Origin of the sequence: Paenibacillus sp. S-38 (assembly GCF_049942825.1) — a bacterium.
In the GTDB taxonomy this organism is placed as follows: Bacteria; Bacillota; Bacilli; order Paenibacillales; family NBRC-103111; genus Paenibacillus_G.
On sequence record NZ_CP187970.1, the window covers coordinates 7898373 to 7914214 of the forward strand.

The following is a 15842-nucleotide window of genomic DNA, read 5'->3' on the forward strand; positions in this document are numbered from 1 at the left end:
CGGCCCGGCCTCTCATTCGGCCGGGTTCACGAGCGGCAGCATGAACGCCAGGCAGGCTCCCTGGCCGACCATGCTCTGGGCCCAGATGCGTCCGCCGTGGTAGTCGATGATCTCCTTGGCGATCGCAAGGCCCAGGCCGCTGCCGCCCCGGGCGGTGTTGCGGGATTTATCCTTTTTGTAGAAGCGGTCGAAGATGTAAGGCAGGTCCTCGGGATCGATGCCCGTGCCGTTGTCCTGTACCTGCACGACGAGCGAATACTCATCCAGGATGAAGAGCAGCTGGATCAGCCCGCCGGCCGGGGTATGCTTCACGGCATTATAGATAATGTTCGTGAGCACCTGGTCGATCCGGTCCAGATCCACCCGGATCCAGGCCGGATCGCTGTCCGCCGGCTTCATGACATGGGAGATCATCTCGAAGCGCAGTCCAGCGCCCGCAAGCTCAAGCTCATAGCGTTCCTCGAAGTAGCGGATGAAGTCATCGGCCGGCACCGGCCGGATATCGAAGTCCAGCTGCCGGGCCTCCAGCTTCGAGAGCTGGAACAGGTCCGCAATGAGGCGGCTGAGGCCGATGATGCGCCCGTGGATCAGCTTCAGGTACTTCTGCTGCTGGTCCGGCTGGGTGACCACGCCGTCGATCAGCGCCTCGACATAGCCCTGGATCAGGGTCATCGGCGTGCCAAGATCGTGCGAGATGTTGCTGAGCAGGTGGCGCCTCGAGGTTTCCATCCGGGCGAGGTCCTCGTTCATTTTCTCCAGGCTCCGGTTGATCTGCTGCAGCTCCGCGGTACGTTCCCGGATCTTCTCCTCGAGCCCCTGGTTCATCTCCCGCATCTGCCGGGAGAGGGTCTCTACGGAGCGGTACGCCTTCGCCGACTTGGCGCTGAGAATGAAGGAAGTCATGAATACGCAGAAGAGCAGGCCGTACGAGGACACCTCGCCGAAGCGGATCCACTGGTTGTAGTACAGAATGTCGATCACAACGCTCGTGATGTAAGAGCCCGATCCCACCACGGCGAACACGGCGCCTTCCCTGCGGCGCACCAGCGCCTGGCCGATGCACATCATCATATAGATGCAGCCGATGACCGTGATCACCTGGTAGATCGGAATGAAGTAGGTGAACCAGGGAGCGGGGAAGAAGAAGACGGCGACCGAGAAGAAGAGGCCGAGCCCCTGGGCGGTCCGTACCGCCTCCCGCCTCACTTCGAGCGGGTAGAGCGAGCGCACGAACATCAGAATCGCCGGCACCCCGATGAAAAAACAGATATACTCGATGCGGATGCCGGTCAGCCAGGGGAGATCCTTGAGGAAGTAATACAGCACGACGCTGCCGGTCAGGGTCGCGCGGATGCCGACCAATACACAGAACACGCCGAAGAACAGCGCGCCCCGCTCCTTGCGGCGCAGCGCGTACAATCCGATATGGTAGAGGCCCATCGACAGCAGGCTGCCGATGATGATCATCTCCAAGGCCAGCGAGCTGTAGACGCGGTCATTGATGCCGTCGACCGAGCCGAGCTCCAGCGGCTTCAGCACCCCGCCGAGGCGGTGATGGAAGTTCGATACCTGAAGAACGATATCGAGCGTGCCTATGCCGCCCTTGTCGATTCTCACTACCTGCGACTTGTAGCGGGGCACGGACGACTGCAGATCCTTGCCCAGCGTGCCGACCTCCGCCATCAGCTCCCCGTTCACCCATACCTTGTAGGCGGTCCGTATGGATGGCACGTACAAGGCAAGATGATTCACAGGATCATCCACCTTGACCTTGAGCCGGTAGGTCGCATAGCCGCTGCCTTCCAGCTTTTCCCCATTGACGGTCCGGCCGCTCCAGAATCCGGGCAGCTCCATGGTCTGTACGGACTTCAGCGTTTCCGCGCTCGGCGACAGGAGCTCGAGCGGCGTCAGCAGCCTCCGCCAGTAGAAGAACCATTCCCCTTCCAGCACCACATTGCCGTCCCTGTCGAAGCGGTGGCCGTCCAGACGGAGGATCCCGTTCTCCGCACGGGGTTTCCCCGCCGGGGATTCCGGCTGGGCCGCGGCACAGCCTGTCCCGAGTACAATTAACAAAACTATGGTAAAAAAGCTAAGAAAACCTTTATAATAGAAGTAGTTTTTGAAGATCGGTACCACTTTCCTTCTGGCCGTCATGGGGCTTCCGCCGCCTAATCCTATCGTATCGCACTCATCAGGATTTGGAAATAACCAATATTCATCGAATCTTGACCGCCCTTTTCCGTACAGGATTGCAAGCAGCATCTCTGGTCCGGGCGCCTAGTATATAGAACCACTTGGAGGAGAAACGCATGCCTGGAGAAAAAATATTAGTTGTAGACGATGAAGCCGAAATTCTCGAGCTCATTACCCTCTACCTTAGAAAAGAAGGGTACGAGGTGCTGACCTCCTCTAACGGCCCGGACGCACTGGCGATGGCGCTGGAGCACCGTCCCGATCTGGTCGTCCTCGATATCCTGCTGCCGGAGATGGACGGAATCGAGGTGTGCCGGCAGCTGCGCAAGAGTTCCAACACCCCTATCCTCTTCCTGAGCTGTAAGAGCGAAGATATGGACATTATTCTCGGCTTCAGCATCGGCGGGGACGATTACATTACGAAGCCGTTCTCACCCGGACAGCTCGTGGCGCGGGTCAAAGCCCATCTGCGGCGCAGCCACCTGATGGAGCAGCACAAGGAAGAGTCCCAGCACCTTACCTTCCCCGGACTTGAGATCGACATGCTCTCCCGGACCGTCCGAGTCGACGGCACCATCGTTCCCCTCTCGTCCAAAGAATTCGATCTGCTGCTTCACCTCGCCCGCTCTCCCGGCAAGGTCCTGTCGCTCGAGCAGCTCTACAAGCTGACTTGGGGTGTCGACAGCAACGGCGATACGCGCACCCTGCTCGTACATATCTCCAACCTGCGCAAGAAGATCGAGAACAATCCGGCCGACCCCAGGTATATTCATACGGTCAGGGGTATCGGTTACAAGTTCAACGTGTAAGATTAAACATCCGCTTCATGCCCGATGCGGCGCATCAGCACCTGCAGCTCATCCGGCTGCAGGTCGCGCCACTTGCCCGCCGGCAGATCCCCCAGATGGATATTCATGATGCGCACCCGCTTCAGACGCCGCACCTCGTAGCCGAAGGCGGCGCACATGCGGCGGATCTGCCGGTTAAGCCCCTGGGTGAGCACAATCCGGAAGACGCGGTCCTGCACACGCGTGACCTTGCACGGCTTGGTCACCGTGCCGAGAATATGCACCCCGCCGGACATCCCCTGCACGAACATCGGTGTGATCGGTTTGTCTACCGTCACGATATACTCCTTCTCATGCTCGAACTCCGAGCGCAGCACCTTATTGACGATATCCCCGTCGTTGGTCATCAGAATCAAGCCTTCCGAATCCTTGTCGAGCCTGCCGATCGGGAAGATCCGCTCCTTATGTCCCACGAAATCCACGATATTGCCGCGGATATGGCGCTCGGTCGTCGAGGTGATGCCGACCGGCTTGTTCAGGGCGATATAAACATGAGGCTTCTTCGTGCTGACGAGCTTTCCGTCGACCCGCACTTCATCTCCTTCCTCCACCTGGGAACCGAGCTCGGCCGGCCGGCCGTTGATCGTCACCCTTCCGGCCTCGACCAGCTTGTCCACTTCCCGGCGCGAGCACAGCCCCGTTTCGCTTATGAATTTATTGATCCGCATATGAGTTCACTCCGACTGCCAATAGGCCTTTTTTCTCCCCCACATTATAGCATGGGGGCCCGGGAAACCAAAAAATCCCGGTACACCGCAGGGACGGTTCCGGGATTCTGTCTTGCGAGGCTGCCGGGGAAGGTTCTAGCGCCCGGACATCCGGTCATTCATCATCCGAAATGCAGCGTCAATCTCATCGCGGGACATCCGCAGCGACCTCTCCGAAGAGCCGTAGCCGATCTCGGCGCGTCCCTCGGCCAGCCCTTGGAAAATCCCGTCGGCAAAGGCATCCACCGGCTCGCCGAACGTATGCAGCCCCGGGCCGCCGAGATCGGTATTCACCGCCGGCGGAGCCACTTCGATGACCTCAATGCCGGACGGCGCCAGCTGATATCTGAGACTCATCGTGAAGGAGTGGAGCGCCGCTTTGGTCGCGCTGTAGACAGGCGCCCCCGCCATCGGCGTAAACGCGAGACCCGAGGTCACGTTGATAACAGCCGGACGGTTCACCTTATCGAGGTGGGGGGCAAACAGCATGGACAGGTGAACCGGCGCCTCCAAGTTCGCCGTGATCTCTTGACGATAATAGCTCCACGCCTCCGGCGCATCCAGAAGGTTGACCCGCTGCTGGATGCCCGCGTTATTCACGAGCACGTTCATCTGCGGGAACGCACTCACCGTCCAGTCGTAGAGAGCCTTCCGGTCAGCCTCATCCGTAACGTCGCATACCCGCGTGTGCAGCTCAGGCAGCCGCTCTTTCGCCTCCCGCAATTTCGCCTCCCGGCGTCCGGCCGCGATGACCGTACTGCCCGCCCGGATAAATCGCTCGGCGAAGGCCAGTCCGATCCCGGAGGCTCCTCCCGTAATCAGTACCGTATTGCCCGACAAGTTCATGATCCATTCTCCCTTTCGTCTTCATGGATAGAAAGTACCCGGTTTGGCTGCGCATGTAGTACACAGGATAGATCTCGGAACAAGCTGCTGCGGCTTATGCCTGCTGCCGAATGGATGCAAGCGCTCTTCCGTCCTCATTCTATAAAAAGCGTGCCGTCGAAAGCAAATGGAACCCGGCGGTCGTCCGCGCGGTCGGCGGAGTGTTTCAGGCCTGTCCGGGACGGGTAATAGAGGGGTACAGACAAAAAAGGCAGGACGCCAACGGAAAGCGCTTTCCAATCAAGCTTACACGATGGTGCCCCTGCTGCTGCGATTAGGGGAGTTCACTGAAGGCCCGCTGAGGCGGGAGTCACTCGACGACGGATGGCCGGTACCCGTGCCCACAGGGCACACCCTTACACCAATCGAAGGAGTGTTGACCATGACACGCAAACGGACGCTGCCGACGATCATGAAGCCGTTCTCCCAAGTCCACCGTACGCTGACGACGCTTGGATTCTCGCAAGTTTCCCTCCGTGATGGCACAGCCTATGAGATCAAGTTCCGCGACCATGCCTCGCTGAAGGAATACCCTTACCGCATGTACACGTACACGCAGGATAACGGGCAGACCCTGATCGACCTCCGGGAAGCGGGCTTCGCCTCATCGGGTGATGTGCCCATGGCCGTCGAGATGGCCGCCGAGCAGGTGATGTCCGAGGTCGTGCAGTACCTCGAAGGCACGGCGGGCCGGTCCCGGCTGACACCGATCGACCGGGCGCTGAACGGCATGATGGCCACCAATGAGGAGGAAGTCAAACGGCTCGGGAAATCGATGGCCCGCGTGCAGACCAATTCGAAGCTGCTGCAGGCAGGCCTAATCCCCGATCCCATTCAGTAAACGGATAAGCCGATCGATCAAGATGCCCGGCCGGATGACGGTCCGGGCTTTTTTTGCGTTCACGGGCGGCCAGGGGCGGGCGTTATTGCCGGAGGTATGATGGCTTGCATCCTATAAGATTCAAGGGATTGTATGTTAATGCCTTGGAAAGTAGTTCCCGATTACGGGTTGCGCACATTCGGGCGGATATTGTACCATCGTTTGGCATGTCCACCAGCTCAAAAAAAGCAGCGGCAACGAATTCATTAGGATTACCAGAGAGATGGTTGGCTTCACGCCCGGTCCGAAATGGGGCCGGCTGCAGATAGGAAAGGGGTCGATGAGCGTGAGCTCTTCTAAAGATAAAAGCCCGGGAGGAAAGGGCCGGGCGGCTCTTCAGGCGGCACGGGCCGCCTGGGGAAAAGCAGGCGTAACAAGAGAAGCCATGAAAGTGCACGGCGATCAGGCAGGGACGGCACGCGGTGAGGACGTGGGTGTGAGCGATACAGCGGCACACCGGGAGATGGGAGGAGCTAGCGCGACGCGCGCCGATGCAGCGAGCGCTCGCTCGGGCGGCGAGCCCGCGGGCGCTCGCTCGGGCGGCGAGCCCGCGGGCGCTCGCTCGGGCGGCGGGCCTGCGAGCGCGGCGCGCGCTGATGCAGCGAGCGCTCGCTCGGGCGACGGGCCGGCGAGCGCGGCGCGTGTCGGTGCAGCGAGCGCTCGCTCGGGCGGCGAGCCCGCGAGCGTGGCCCGCGACGGTGCGGCGGGCGCTCACGCGGGCGGCGAGCACGCGAGCGCGATGCGCGCCGAGGCGGCGGGCGCTCGCACCGGCGGCGAGCCGGCGAGCGCGGCGCGCGCCGAGGCAGCGGGCGCTCGCACCAGCGGCGAGCCCGCGAGCGCGATGCGTGCCGAGGCAGCGGGCGCTCGCACCAGCGGCGAGCCCGCGAGTGCGACGCGCGCCAGTGCTGCAGGCGCTCGCACGGGCGGCGAGCCCGCGAGCGCGCAACGAGCCGAGGCGGCGAGCGCGACACGCGCCGGTGCGGCGGGCGCTCGCGCGGGCGGCGAGCCTGCGAGCGCGGCGCGCGCAGAGGCAGCCGCCGGCATCGCAGCGCCGGCAGCCAAGCCGAAGAGCCGCAGGCGCCTGCTGCTGGTCGCATCGGTCAGCGCGGCAGCCGCCGCCGTGATCGGCCTCGCTGCCGCCGTGTCCTGGGTGCGCGGGCTCGACATCTCCAAGCTGTCGCACCCGCTGCCGGAGCCCGGCTATATGCTCGACATCAACGGCGAGCGTGTCGCGCAGCTTTCGTCCTCGAAGCTGGTCCCCGTCCCGCTCACCCAGGTGCCCGAGCATCTGCGCAATGCGGTGATTGCCGTGGAGGACCGGCGCTTCTATGAGCACAAGGGCTTCGACCTGTGGTCGATCTCCCGGGCGCTGCTGCGGGACCTTCAGGTCGGCTCCATGAAGGAAGGCGGCAGTACGATCACCCAGCAGCTGGCGAAGAACCTGTTCCTTGAGTCGGACAAAACACTGACCCGCAAGGTAAAGGAGCTGGGCTACGCGGTTAAGATCAATTTTACGTACAGCAAAGACGAAATCCTGGAGCTGTATCTCAACAGCATCTATATGGGGGAAGGGCGTTATGGCGTCGAAGGCGCGGCGCAGCAGTACTTCGGCAAAAGCGTGAAGGATCTCTCGCTGGAGGAGTGCGCCCTGCTGGCGGGGCTGCCGAAGGCCCCTACCACCTACTCTCCCATGAAGAATCCGGACAAATCGCTTGAGCGGCGCAACCTGGTTCTCTCCCTGATGAAGGAGCAGAACTTCATCAGTGAAGCCGCCTATACCGAAGCGGCGGCCAGGCCGATCAAGCTTTCGCCGCCGAAGGCCGAGGACTCGCTGCAGGGACGGCATGCTCACTATGTCGATTACGTCATGGACGAAGCCCAGCGGCTGTACGGCTTCTCCGAAGAGCAGGTGCTGACCCTCGGCCTGCGCATCTATACCGGCATGGACCTCAAGGTGCAGCAGGCGATGGAGCAGGTATACGCCACCGATTCCCTCTTCCCTGCGACCCAGGGCGACCAGCCCGTCCAGAGCGGCGCTGTGGTGATCGACCACACAACCGGCCTCATTAAGGGTATTGTCGGGGGGCGGGGCAAGGCCGTATACCGCGGCTTCAACCGGGCCACGGAGCTGAAACGGCAGCCCGGCTCCTCCTTCAAGCCGCTGGCCGTCTATGGCCCCGCTTTGGAGAGGGGCTACACGCCTCAGTCCGTTCTGTTCGACGGGGAACTGGACATCGGCGGGTACAAGCCGCGCGACTGGGACGGCCGGACACGGGGACAGGTCTCCCTGCAGGAAGCGGTTATGCGCTCCTGGAATATTCCCGCCGTCTGGCTGCTCAATGAGATCGGCATCGATGCCGGACTGGATTTCGTGAAGCGTGCGGGGATCACCCTGCCGCCGGCAGACCGGACCTTGAGCCTCGCCTTGGGCGGGCTGTCCGAGGGGGTCTCGCCTCTTCAAATGGCCCAGGCGTACGGCTCGATTGCCAATCAGGGCGTCCTGCATCAGGCTCATGCCATCGTCAAGATCACAACAAAGGACGGGCAGAAGCTTGTTGAGGCGGCACCCCAGCAGACGACCGTAACAACCCCTGTCAACGCCTATGTGATGACCACCCTGCTGCAGGGCGTACTGTCCCCTTCGGGGACCGGGCAGGCCGCGTCTGTGGAGGGCCGGCCGACGGCGGGCAAGACCGGCACCACCCAGCTGCCGGCGACCCCCGAGTTCCAGGCCATCGGCTCGAACGGATCCAAGGATGCCTGGTTTGCCGGGTTCACGCCGGAGCTGACGGCGGCCGTCTGGGTCGGCTATGACAAGACCGACAAGACGCATTACCTGACCACCGGCAGCAGCGTGCCCGCCACCTTGTTCCGCGAGATCATGACCCGCTCGCTCCAAGGTGTTCCGGTCTCCGGCTTCCCCGTCCCCGAAGAAATCCGGCGCGCCGAGGAAGAGGCCCGGCAGAAGGCGGCCGAGGAGAAAGCCGCTCAGGAGAAGGCTGACAAGGAACGTGAAGAGAAGGCGAAGAAGGAAAAGGAGGAAAAGGCCCGGGACAAGGCAGCCGAGAAGCAGAGCGAAATCCGCAAGAAAATCGACCAATGGCTCGGCCACAATCGCGATTAGCCGCCTCGCCTGCATGCTCCATGCCACGACAACCGGCCCCCTCCGCCCTATCGTCTCTCTTTTATCCCCTCCTGCTGCAGGACACGGACACCGGCCTGAGGGAAAGGTTTCACACCACGGCATTCCCTCCCGCAGCAGCGCACAAAAAGGACTTCCGATGAAAGCCGGAAGTCCTTTTTCTCTGTATACGGGCACGAGCCTCCTGCAGCCCAGCCTGCTATCCGGCCTGGGCGGCGGTTTGCTCTTTCCCCCTGTAGAGGAATACCGTGGAAGCCAAGGCCACCAGGGCAACGACGAAGCCGTAGAGGAACAAGCGGTGAATCCCCGTCATGAAGGCGGGCGCCCCGGTCAGCAGGCCGCCCATGATCGTGACGCCGACGGCTGTGCCGATATTGCGGGCGAATACCTGGAGGGAGGTCGAGATCCCCTTCTGGTCGGCGGCCACCAGCTGCTGTACGCCGATGACCGACACCGTGGCCAGCAGGCCGTACGCCAGGCCCTGCAGCACCATGATGATGTTGACGTAGAAGAATCCGCCCTCCTCCGGCAGGAACAGCAGCAGAAGCCCGGAGAGCACAAGAATCAGGTTGCCGGTAACCAGCAGCGGACGGTAGCCGTACCGCAGGATCCACTTCCCCGCCGGGACCCCCATAAGCACCCAGCCCACCGACATGCCCAGCAGTGCGAGACCGCTGATGAACAGGGAATAGCCATGCTGCTGCAGGTAATAAGGGATGTAGCTGGATGTGCCGAACAAGGCGGCGCAGGTCAGGAATCCGTTGAGATTCATCCAGGCCACCGGGCGGTTCTGGAGGAGCACCACCGGGACGATCGGCGACGGATGCCTCCGCTCGTTCCAGACGAATAGGGCCAGGAACAAAAGACCCGCTGCAGTGTAGAACAAATAGCCGTGCGTAACTACCGTGTTCATGAGCAGCAGTCCGATCGCCAGCCCGAAGAGCAGGGCGCCGCCCCAGTTGATCGTGCTTTTTTTCGGCTCGTAGCTTTCCTTGTAAGGAATAAGGAGCAGCAGAGAAGCCAGGCAGATCGGCACATTGATATAGAAAATCCAGCGCCATGACAGCTGCTCGATGAACAGGCTGCCAAGCAATGGCGCCAGTACAGCCGACAGTCCCCACATGCCGGTGAAGAACGCCTGGATGCGTCCTCTGGCTTCCACAGAGAACAGGTCACCCGCAATTATCGCCGGGAAGGCGATCATTGCACCGGCCCCGATACCCTGCAGCCCGCGGTACAGCACCAGCTCCAGCATCGAATCCGCCGTCCCGCAGAGCAGCGAACCCATCAGGAAGACGAGAATGCCGAAGGACAGCACCTTCTTGCGCCCGAAGCTGTCCGAGATACGCCCGCTGAGCGGTGTGACGATCGTGCACAAGATCATATAGGAAGCGAAGCTCCACGCATACAGCTTCTCATCGCCCAGCTCCGCCGCGATCAGGGGCATCGTCGTATTCATAATCGTCGTATCCATCGATGAGATCAAAACCGCCATGACGATACTCGCCATGACGGACAACCGGTTCCATTGCATGGGATTCCCTCCCTCTCCTATGGTTGGCAGGCTCCATGTCCGAGCCTACACGAGATAACAGGATGAATATACCACACCATGTTACCTTTATCTATGCACTTGTATATGTTTCCCAGCAAAAATAGGGCCGGGCCGTCCTTCCTCTTGCTGGAATGCCCTGTGGTACACCAGGGGACACTATACCCGCAGAGGCAGCCTGCATGCAGCTTATTCCATCCCAGAGCTGGAGGAATGACAGATGAAAATCGAGACGAATGCGTATCAAATCGCTTCCTTGGCCAATCAGTCCCAGGTTGTGGATATCATCCAGGAAGCGGAATCGAAGCTGGCCCGGATGACCGGCAGCGAAATCACCCTCATCGCCTACTCCAAGAAGGGGGAAGAGACGGATGCCAACAATAACAGTACCTCCCGCAAAGAGGACGAGCCTACCATCGCGCCGGGCATGAATACGCATGACCCGCTGGAGGAAAAGGCTTCGGAGAGCGAGGTCTCCCAGGGAGACTCCACCCAGGTGACGCGTCTGTACCTGGACCAGACGCCGCAGGATTGAACTAAGCCCCGGCATTGTCCGCGGTCTGAGCAGCCGGTCCATCAGGGATCCACGGCTTCGCCGCCCTTAGTAACGGTGCGGCGCACGCGAGGCATTCCGGGTACACCGGTCAGATCGAACACGTATTTCTTACGAACGATGAAAGAGCCCGCTGGGTAGAAGCGGGCTCTTTCATCGTTATGCCCTCGCGCTGGAGGCCCTGGACCAGAGCCGGCCCAACCACTGCACTAATGGGAGGAAGCCGCGGCTCCCTTCACTTCAGCCTCCGGATCGAGCTGCTCCCTGCTCATCACGAAGGCCGTGACCAAGGCCAGCACGGCCGGAATCAGTGACAAGGCAAAGGTCAGCGCAATCGAAGACGAGAGCGCCTGTGCGATCTGCCCCAGCACCGCGGCCGGAAGCCCCGAACGGGCAGCCGGATCCAGGAGCGCATGCGGGTCGCTGAAGTTTAGACCCGCAGGCATGGCAGCCCCGCTTTCCCCGCCCCCGCCTGCGCTGAAGGCATCGGATAATTTGCCGGCGAGCGAATGGCTTTGAATAATCCCAAACACGGTAATCCCGAGCGAACGGAGGAAATTGAGCGTGGAGCTCGCCGCCCCCCTCATCTTCGCCGAGAAGGGGTGGATCGCCGCATTGCCGAGCACCGAGAAAGAGGCGCCGATCCCAAGGCCCACGAGGATCATGTACACCGTCACCATCCAGCGGGAAGTATCCGGCGTGACCGTCGTCAGCAGTGCCAGGCCTCCGACCAGAACAGCCAGGGTAGGCAGCAGGATCGAACGGTACGGCAGCTTGTTCATCAGGAAGCCGCCGCCGGTGGCCGTGACGACCGAGGCCAGCATCATCGGCAGCAGGACCAACCCCGAATTGGTCGCGCTGCCGCCCAGCACGCCCTGGATATAGATCGGAATGTACACCGAAGCCGTGATGAAAGCCGCGCCGCTCAGCATGCCGATCAGGTTGCTTGTCGCATAGAGGCGGCTGAGAAACATACGAAACGAGATGATCGGCTCCTCCGCCCGCGTTTCGGCGTACAGGAAGGCAGCCGTCAGGATGGCGAATCCGGCGAACATCCCGAGAATCGGCGCCGATCCCCAGGCATACTGCTTGCCGCCCAGCTCCAGGGCGAACATCAGGCAGACGACCGCACCGACCAGTGTCACCGCACCGGTCCAATCGATACGCTGCCTGGAGTGCTCATGGGACTCTTGGTAGAAGAACGCAATGAGGATAAACGAGATCAGCCCCAGCGGCAGGTTAATATAGAAGATCCAGTGCCAGCTGATGTAATCCGTAATGTAAGCCCCGAGCAGCGGACCGAAGATGCTGGACATCCCGAACACCGCACCGAACAGTCCTCCCAGCTTGCCCCGGCTCTCCGGCGGCACGGCATCAAGCATAATCGTAAAAGCGATCGGGACCAGTGCCCCGCCCCCGATGCCCTGCACCGCCCGGTAGATGCTCAGCTCCACGATGGAGTCCGCGATGCCGCACAGCATCGACCCGGCCATGAATACGATCGCCCCAAATACGAAGAAGCGTTTGCGCCCGTACATATCGGAGAGCTTGCCGAAGACCGGCATGCCCGCCATCTCCGCCACCATATAAGCGGAGGTCACCCACACGAACTTGTCGAGTCCGCCCAGCTCGCCTACAATGGTCCCCATCGCGGTAGCCACGATCGTATTATCCATCGAGGCCATCAGGATCGCGAGCAGGAGTCCGGCGACAACGACTCCTATTTTGTTTTGTCCAGTACTCACACCGTTCAACTTCCCTTCCACTTCCATCTCATCTCACACCTCCGATTATAACCCCTAACAGTGACAACAGAGTGTCAGGATTGGCCCGCCCGTTCGTCCGCCTGCCTCCTGCGCGCATGACATCCTGCGGCCGCACAAGACGGCTGCGCTCATTCAGGCTGCGGCTTGACAGGCCCCAATCCGCCCGGCTGCTTCATGCGGCGCAGACGCCAAAAGAGGCAGATCCCTTTGACGGGACCTGCCTCTTAGCAGTCTGAGCCTGCGCATGCAGCGCAGCGCCTCACGGCGGTGATGTTCAGCGACAGAGACGATTAATCGTCCTCGCCTTCCTGCTCTTCATTCTTGCCTTTGCCCTTGCTCTTCTCATGATTCTTGTTCTTGTCCTTCTCTTTATCCTTGTCCTTGCCGTAAGCTTTGCCTTGCTGGCCCGGTTGTTCCTGGACCGGCTTGGTCTCCAGCGCCGGCTGTGACGCCTGCACGGCTGCCTGCAGCTTCGCGGCCTGCTTCTCCTGCCCGATGCCGTTGTCATGACGGCCCTGGGCCTTCGGGTTCTGCGGCGGAAGGACAGGTGTCACGCCCTGGCCGTTCTCATTCCAATCGACCTCAAGCTCCCACTCGCTCAGCTCGGATGCTTCGATCCGGAACTGGCCGGCCAGACGTTGCTTCAGGGCTTCTTCCCACGCTGCACGGTCGTTCGGCAGCCCCTGCAGCACCAGGCTCAGCAGCTTCTCCGCTTCCGCTCCCGTCAGATGCACCACAGCCTTGTCCTTGGTCTGGATCAGAATATCCGAACCGTCTTCGTCGCTGTCACCCGGCTCATGCTTCACCTTGAGCAGCAGCCCGCCGCTCTTCAGCTCCAGCTCCAGCTTCTCCCACGCCCAGCCGCTCACCACAGCCGCAGCGGCCGCCGTATCTGCCGTGCTGTCCGCAGTCACCGCTGCAGCAGCTGCTTCGGTCTCCGTCGATGCTGCCGCTGCAGCCGGCACCGTCTCTACGGCCGGCGCTGCCGTCTGTTCAGCAGCGGTCTGCGTCTGCACTTCGGTCTGCACTTCGGCCTCCGCAGCCGGTGTCTGGCCGGTCGCCTTGATATAGGCCGCCTGATTCTTGCTGTTGAGGATGACCTCCAGCGTATCCCCAGGCTTGAGGTCCTCCGCTGCTGACTTCTGCGAATTGCGGTATACCCATACATTGGCCGCCAGCATGTAGGAGGTGACGCCGCTGCCCGTATCCAGCTTCAGGTTGCTGCCCGACAGACCGGCAAAGGTGCCGTGCACCTCCTGTGATACCTCCGCAGATACTTCCGTCCCCCCGACGGATAACGCACCATAGGCGGTACCGGTCAGCAGCAGCGCCCCCAGTACGATGCCGATTGTCTTTTTATATGCTCCCATGTTCCCGCTTCCCCTTTCGCCCGCGGATGCTATCCTTCGGGACTTCCATGTAATCTTGTTGTGCTACACGGTTCGGAGGGTCTGCGGGTTTTGGGGGCGCCGAAGAGCGAGGGGGATTCTGGAGGAGGCCGTTCCGGCAGGCGGCGGAGCTTAGACCCGTTCCCAGCGCCCGGCATACTCCTGCAGCTTCGGATGGAGCGGGCCCCCGCCGCCGTCGATGAAGAACCGCACCTTTTTGATCCATGTCTCGAAGCTCTCGTACCCGGCCAGCAGATTGGCGGTCTCCTCCGTCACATACAAGAAGAACGGCCCCTGGTACTTCTCCTCCAGGAAGCGGAACGCATAATCCGCCGGCGTGTACTTCTTGCGCTTGTTCTCGAAGCTCTCTATGGTGTAATCCACGTCCGTATCGGTGTGCTCCAGCATGTCCTCCAGCGCCTGAACGCGCTTATAGTAAGGCGTATGCTCGCCCTTCACCATGCGCCGCAGCGTCTCCTCATGCAGCGGGTAGAAGATCACGCGCGCCAGCCTGCGCTCATCCGAAAGCGCCAGCAGCCGGGTCAGCTCCTGCTCCGTGTAGCCCTCGAACGAATCGTATACCCACAAGGTTCCCTTCAGCGTCCCCTTGCCTGTCGGCGGCTCGTAGCCGAACGGTACTTTGATGTTATTTTTGGCCATGGTGCTTCCTCCCCTTCGTTCCCAAAACGTTCACTACCTTATAGTATGCCATATTCCAGTCAAATCAGCAGCGACCTCCGCATGAACGCACTCCCACGGTACTGGCTATTACCCCCTGTTCCCTTCGGCCCGGCAGCCATGCCTCGTGTTCTAGCAGCAAGCTCTCTTGGAGAGCCGCTACGCCTTCACCGCATCGGAATAATCAGCCTTCGGGGTGCGCATGGTAAAACAGGAAGTACGCATGAAAACCCGCAGCCGAAGGGAGGGAAACAGCATGTCGGAGAACAAAAAGCATAAGGGCAACTACGAAGGCACCGCTTCGATGTCCGCGGAGAACCAGGATATGGAGTTTGTCAACGATACCCTGGAAGGCGCCAAGACGACGAAGAACCTGGTCGGAGCTACGCAGAAAGAGAAAAAGTAGGCAGCCGCCTATAGGAAAAAAGACGCCGGGCTTTGAAAGCCTGCGGCGTCTTTTGGACGTGGGAAAAACGGCAAGGCCGTTCCCGAACTCTCAGCAGCAGACGGCGTCCTTGGACGGCAGGATGCCTAACTACCCCTGCCGCCAAAGAATTCGGTTACCGAAAGCGCAGCCTCTCCGGCTTTCCGCGATGACCTTCGGCGCTTGCTCTGCTCTCTCACTCCGGATACGGCTCCACCTTCATAAGGAACGGTCTGCGCAGGCGATTGTGCCCATAGGTCACAATATACTTCTCACCTACCGTCATAGAGCGCAGCTCTTTCTCCTCCGCGCTGACGGTCTGCAGCGACCCGTCTTCCCTGCGCAGCACCACCCGGTTTTCCCCTTTGGATACAACGGTGACTCCTGCATACGTAAGGTCCAGCATCTGCGAATAATAGAGTCCCGTCCATAGAAGAGCGAGCAGCAGCAGTCCCCAAACGATCGAAGGAACGGGCTTTTGTCTTGATGCTGCCATGCGATACGATTCCCCCCTCCGGATGCCGGTTCAGTCTGCCAGCCTGATCTGCCCGGCCCACTTCAATCCCACAGGGTCAGGACGAGCCCTGCCACAGTCATCGCGGCCGCCGCAGTCATAGAAAAGTACCCGAACCACCGTACAGGACGAGGCATTGCCGACAGATCCGCCGGCTTGGGTGGTCCTCCTCCCTCGATCCGCTGGATCTCGGCCAGTTCCTCCATGAGGGGAATTCCCTCTGACAGGGCCTTCACCCCAATCGTAGGCTCCGTTTCATGCTTCCTTTCACACTGCTCACGCTGCCCGGTCATTGGGCTCACTCCCTTCGCT

Annotated in this window: 14 protein-coding genes; 5 read left to right on the top strand and 9 right to left on the bottom strand. The window is 61.1% G+C overall.

The annotated features are described in order from the left end of the window. Positions 1–12: 12 nt before the first annotated feature. Positions 13–2073: an ATP-binding protein gene (locus ACP26L_RS34600; protein ID WP_426450101.1), complete on the bottom strand. Its 2061-nt coding sequence runs from the start codon at positions 2071–2073 to the stop codon at positions 13–15. A 236-nt stretch (positions 2074–2309) separates the two neighbouring features. Between ACP26L_RS34600 and ACP26L_RS34605 the strand changes: the two genes are divergently transcribed. After that, positions 2310–3002, top strand: coding sequence for a response regulator (locus ACP26L_RS34605; RefSeq protein ID WP_426450102.1), 693 nt, complete (start codon positions 2310–2312; stop codon positions 3000–3002). 2 nt (positions 3003–3004) lie between these two features. Here ACP26L_RS34605 and rluF read toward each other — a convergent pair whose 3' ends face one another. Continuing rightward, positions 3005–3709 carry a 23S rRNA pseudouridine(2604) synthase RluF gene (rluF, locus tag ACP26L_RS34610; protein WP_426450104.1) on the bottom strand — a complete coding sequence of 235 codons (705 nt, stop codon included), beginning with the start codon at positions 3707–3709 and terminating at the stop codon, positions 3005–3007. A 135-nt stretch (positions 3710–3844) separates the two neighbouring features. Beyond that, on the bottom strand, positions 3845–4594 hold the full coding sequence (locus tag ACP26L_RS34615) for an SDR family oxidoreductase (protein WP_426450105.1): 750 nt from the start codon (positions 4592–4594) through the stop codon (positions 3845–3847). Positions 4595–5015: 421 nt separating this feature from the next. Here ACP26L_RS34615 and ACP26L_RS34620 point away from each other — a divergent pair, with 421 nt between their 5' ends. Then, complete coding sequence (locus tag ACP26L_RS34620) at positions 5016–5474, top strand: hypothetical protein (RefSeq protein ID WP_426450107.1); 459 nt, start codon at positions 5016–5018, stop codon at positions 5472–5474. 724 nt (positions 5475–6198) lie between these two features. Continuing rightward, complete coding sequence (locus ACP26L_RS34625; RefSeq protein WP_426450108.1) at positions 6199–8637, top strand: transglycosylase domain-containing protein; 2439 nt, start codon at positions 6199–6201, stop codon at positions 8635–8637. Positions 8638–8854: 217 nt separating this feature from the next. Here ACP26L_RS34625 and ACP26L_RS34630 read toward each other — a convergent pair whose 3' ends face one another. Continuing rightward, complete coding sequence (locus ACP26L_RS34630) at positions 8855–10189, bottom strand: MFS transporter (RefSeq protein ID WP_426450110.1); 1335 nt, start codon at positions 10187–10189, stop codon at positions 8855–8857. A gap of 238 nt (positions 10190–10427) precedes the next feature. Here ACP26L_RS34630 and ACP26L_RS34635 point away from each other — a divergent pair, with 238 nt between their 5' ends. Further along, complete coding sequence (locus ACP26L_RS34635; RefSeq protein WP_426455248.1) at positions 10428–10742, top strand: hypothetical protein; 315 nt, start codon at positions 10428–10430, stop codon at positions 10740–10742. A gap of 227 nt (positions 10743–10969) precedes the next feature. Here the strand turns inward: ACP26L_RS34635 and ACP26L_RS34640 are convergent, their stop codons facing one another. The 3 genes from ACP26L_RS34640 to ACP26L_RS34650 form a co-directional block, all read right to left on the bottom strand. Next, positions 10970–12505: an MDR family MFS transporter gene (locus ACP26L_RS34640; protein ID WP_426450112.1), complete on the bottom strand. Its 1536-nt coding sequence runs from the start codon at positions 12503–12505 to the stop codon at positions 10970–10972. 311 nt (positions 12506–12816) lie between these two features. Continuing rightward, on the bottom strand, positions 12817–13896 hold the full coding sequence (locus ACP26L_RS34645; RefSeq protein ID WP_426450113.1) for a hypothetical protein: 1080 nt from the start codon (positions 13894–13896) through the stop codon (positions 12817–12819). A gap of 150 nt (positions 13897–14046) precedes the next feature. Beyond that, positions 14047–14574 carry a hypothetical protein gene (locus ACP26L_RS34650; RefSeq protein ID WP_426450114.1) on the bottom strand — a complete coding sequence of 176 codons (528 nt, stop codon included), beginning with the start codon at positions 14572–14574 and terminating at the stop codon, positions 14047–14049. Between the two features lie 274 nt (positions 14575–14848). Between ACP26L_RS34650 and ACP26L_RS34655 the strand changes: the two genes are divergently transcribed. Then, a complete protein-coding gene (locus ACP26L_RS34655; protein WP_426450115.1) occupies positions 14849–14998 on the top strand; it encodes a hypothetical protein in 150 nt (49 codons plus the stop codon). Positions 14999–15212: 214 nt separating this feature from the next. Here ACP26L_RS34655 and ACP26L_RS34660 read toward each other — a convergent pair whose 3' ends face one another. Together ACP26L_RS34660 and ACP26L_RS34665 are read right to left on the bottom strand one after the other, a co-directional pair. Then, positions 15213–15512 carry a hypothetical protein gene (locus ACP26L_RS34660; RefSeq protein WP_426450116.1) on the bottom strand — a complete coding sequence of 100 codons (300 nt, stop codon included), beginning with the start codon at positions 15510–15512 and terminating at the stop codon, positions 15213–15215. A gap of 62 nt (positions 15513–15574) precedes the next feature. Beyond that, positions 15575–15823 (bottom strand): hypothetical protein, encoded by a 249-nt coding sequence (locus ACP26L_RS34665; RefSeq protein WP_426455216.1) that lies wholly within the window; start codon positions 15821–15823, stop codon positions 15575–15577. Positions 15824–15842: the final 19 nt, after the last annotated feature.

Coding starts and splice junctions, on each gene's coding strand:
- ACP26L_RS34605 (WP_426450102.1), top strand. CDS start 2,310: ATGCCTGGAGAAAAAATATTAGTTGTAGACGATGAAGCCGAAATTCTC.
- rluF (WP_426450104.1), bottom strand. CDS start 3,709: ATGCGGATCAATAAATTCATAAGCGAAACGGGGCTGTGCTCGCGCCGG.
- ACP26L_RS34615 (WP_426450105.1), bottom strand. CDS start 4,594: ATGAACTTGTCGGGCAATACGGTACTGATTACGGGAGGAGCCTCCGGG.
- ACP26L_RS34620 (WP_426450107.1), top strand. CDS start 5,016: ATGACACGCAAACGGACGCTGCCGACGATCATGAAGCCGTTCTCCCAA.
- ACP26L_RS34630 (WP_426450110.1), bottom strand. CDS start 10,189: ATGCAATGGAACCGGTTGTCCGTCATGGCGAGTATCGTCATGGCGGTT.
- ACP26L_RS34635 (WP_426455248.1), top strand. CDS start 10,428: ATGAAAATCGAGACGAATGCGTATCAAATCGCTTCCTTGGCCAATCAG.
- ACP26L_RS34645 (WP_426450113.1), bottom strand. CDS start 13,896: ATGGGAGCATATAAAAAGACAATCGGCATCGTACTGGGGGCGCTGCTG.
- ACP26L_RS34650 (WP_426450114.1), bottom strand. CDS start 14,574: ATGGCCAAAAATAACATCAAAGTACCGTTCGGCTACGAGCCGCCGACA.
- ACP26L_RS34655 (WP_426450115.1), top strand. CDS start 14,849: ATGTCGGAGAACAAAAAGCATAAGGGCAACTACGAAGGCACCGCTTCG.
- ACP26L_RS34660 (WP_426450116.1), bottom strand. CDS start 15,512: ATGGCAGCATCAAGACAAAAGCCCGTTCCTTCGATCGTTTGGGGACTG.
- ACP26L_RS34665 (WP_426455216.1), bottom strand. CDS start 15,823: ATGACCGGGCAGCGTGAGCAGTGTGAAAGGAAGCATGAAACGGAGCCT.